Origin of the sequence: Halorhodospira neutriphila (assembly GCF_016584055.1) — a bacterium.
Classification (GTDB): Bacteria; Pseudomonadota; Gammaproteobacteria; order Nitrococcales; family Halorhodospiraceae; genus Halorhodospira; species Halorhodospira neutriphila.
The window spans coordinates 1-2,441 of the sequence record NZ_NRSH01000197.1 but is presented as its reverse complement, the minus strand read 5'-3'; the positions used below and the strand labels follow the sequence as shown (position 1 = coordinate 2,441).

2 protein-coding genes are annotated in these 2,441 nt (G+C 76.0%); both read right to left on the bottom strand.

The features are described from left to right. Positions 1–1,919 (bottom strand): NAD-dependent DNA ligase LigA (gene ligA, locus CKO13_RS11640; protein ID WP_200261216.1); only part of this gene is annotated, 1,919 nt, incomplete at its 3' end. Positions 1,920–1,932: 13 nt separating this feature from the next. Beyond that, positions 1,933–2,441 (bottom strand): cell division protein ZipA C-terminal FtsZ-binding domain-containing protein (locus tag CKO13_RS11635; protein WP_207132207.1); only part of this gene is annotated, 509 nt, incomplete at its 5' end.

Sequence of the window (2,441 nt, the reverse complement as noted above, 5' to 3'; positions counted from 1 at the left end):
CACAACCGCGAGGTCATCGAGCGGCTCTGCGCCGCGGGGGCGGGGGGCTCCGGCCAGCGCACGCCGGCGGCGCAGAGCCGCTCGATGACCTCGCGGTTGTGGGGCTCGGCGAAGAACCCGGCGACGGCCTCGGCCACCACCGGCCCGACCTCCTCGACCCCCTCGAGCGCCGCCGCCGGGGCGGCCATGATCCGCAGCAGCGCCTCGCTGGCGACCGGCGCATCCTCCGCCAGGCCCAGCTCGGCGCGCAGGGCCTGGCGGTCGCCGCGCGGGACGTCCGCGCGGAGGCCGTAGGCGGCCTCGGCCAGCCGCTGCGCGGTGACCTCGCCGACGTGCTGGATGCCCAGGGCGTAGAGGAAGCGCGCCAGGCTCGTCGCCTTGGCCGCCTCCAGGGCGGCGAGGAGGTTGTCGGCGGACTTGTCGCCCATGCGCTCCAGCCCGGCGAGCCGGGCGTGCTCGAGGTGGAAGAGGTCCGCCACGTCGCGGACCAGGCCCTTGGCCACCAGCTGCTCGACGAGCTTCTCGCCGAGCCCGTCGATGTCCAGCGCCCCCCGCGAGGCGAAGTGCCGGATCGCCCCCTCGCGCTGGGCGGGGCAGTAGAGGCCGCCAATGCAGCGGTGCGCCGCCTCGTCGTCGAGGCGCACCACCCGCGAGCCGCACTCCGGGCAGACGGGGACGCGCTCGGCGAAGCGCCACGGCTCGGCGCCCGCCGGGCGCTGCTCCTGGATCACGTCGGTGATCTGCGGGATCACGTCGCCGGCGCGGCGGACCATCACCGTGTCGCCCTCGCGCACGTCCATGCGCTCGATCTCGTCGGCGTTGTGCAGGCTCGCCCGGGCGACCGTGGCCCCGCCGATCTCCACCGGCTCGAGCAGCGCCAGGGGGGTGATCTTGCCGGTGCGCCCCACGGAGGGGACGATCTCGCGGACCACGGTGGTCGCCTCGCGGGCCGGGAGCTTGAAGGCCACCGCCCAGCGCGGCGCCCGGGCGGTGAAGCCGAGCGCCTCGCGGGCGGCGAGGTCGTCGACCTTGAACACGGCGCCGTCGATCTCGTAGTCGAGGGACTCGCGCGCCTCGATCAGCCGGCGGCGGTAGTCGAGGCACGCCTCGGCGCCGGTGAGCCGCTCCACCGGGTTGGTGACCCGGAAGCCCCACTCGGCGAGGCGCTCGAGGACCTCCCCGTGCGTGCCGAGCCCGAGGGCCGCCGGGTCGCCGACGCCGAAGGTGAACAGCGTCAGGGGGCGGCGGGCCGTCACCCGCGGGTCGAGCTGGCGCAGGGAGCCGGCGGCGGCGTTGCGGGGGTTGGCGAAGGGGCGCTCGCCGGCGGCGAGGCGCTCGGCGTTGAGCCGCTCGAAGTCGGCCTTGCGGATGACCACCTCGCCGCGGACCTCGAGCCGCTGCGGGTGGCCGCCGCCGCGCAGGCGCAGCGGCGCGCTGCCGACGGTGCGCACGTTGGCCGTGACGTCCTCGCCGGTGCGCCCGTCGCCCCGGGTGCCGGCGCGCACCAGGACCCCCGCCTCGTAGGTGAGGCTCAGCGACAGGCCGTCGAGCTTGGGCTCGCCGGTGTAGGCGACCGCCTCGGCCCCGAGGCGCTCCCGGACGCGGCGGTCGAACTCGGTGAGCTCCGCCTCGGCGAAGGCGTTGCCCAGCGAGAGCATGGGGGTGTCGTGCTCGACGGTGGCGAAGCCCTCCCGCGGCGCGGCGCCGACGCGCTGGGTCGGCGAGTCGGCGGTGACCAGCTCCGGGAACTGCGCCTCCAGCCCCTGCAGCTCGGCGAGCAGGGCGTCGTACTCGGCGTCGGAGATCGCCGGCTGGTCGAGGACGTAGTAGCGGTGGTTGTGCTCGGCGATCTGCGCGCGCAGCGCCTCGATGCGGCGCTGCGCCTCCTCCCGGGACGGCGGCGGGGTCGGCTCGGCCACGGGGCCCTCCTCGCTACTGGCGCTTGTGCACGGCGATGTGCAGCTGCCGGCGGTGCTCGCGCAGCTGCTCGCGCATGTGCTCGGCCACCTGCTGCGTCAGCGTCGAGCGGGTGGCGTCGAGCAGCTCGCCGCCGAGCTGCACCGAGACCTTGTAGGCGGCGATCAGCAGCGCGTCGAGGGCCTCCTCGCTGTCCACGGGCAGGGGCAGCTGCATGAAGAAGGCGAGCCCCGGCGTCTCCAGCCCGGGGAGGCGCTCCGGGTCCAGGTAGCCCGGCTCGACCATGCTCGCGGCGCTGAAGAGCGTGAAGCGGCCGAGCTCGCCCTCGCCGCGCCGGTGCCAGATGTGGTGCTCCCCGGGGGCCATGCCCACCGCCTCCAGCGCCGCGGCGATCTCCGGGCCGCGGAAGCGCTCCCCCTCGGGGGCGCCGACGTGGACCACCATGAGCTTCTCCGCCTCCGGGAAGCCGCCGGTGCGGTAGACGCTGAGCTCCACCTCCGAGGCCGGCGGGAGCCTCAGCGGCG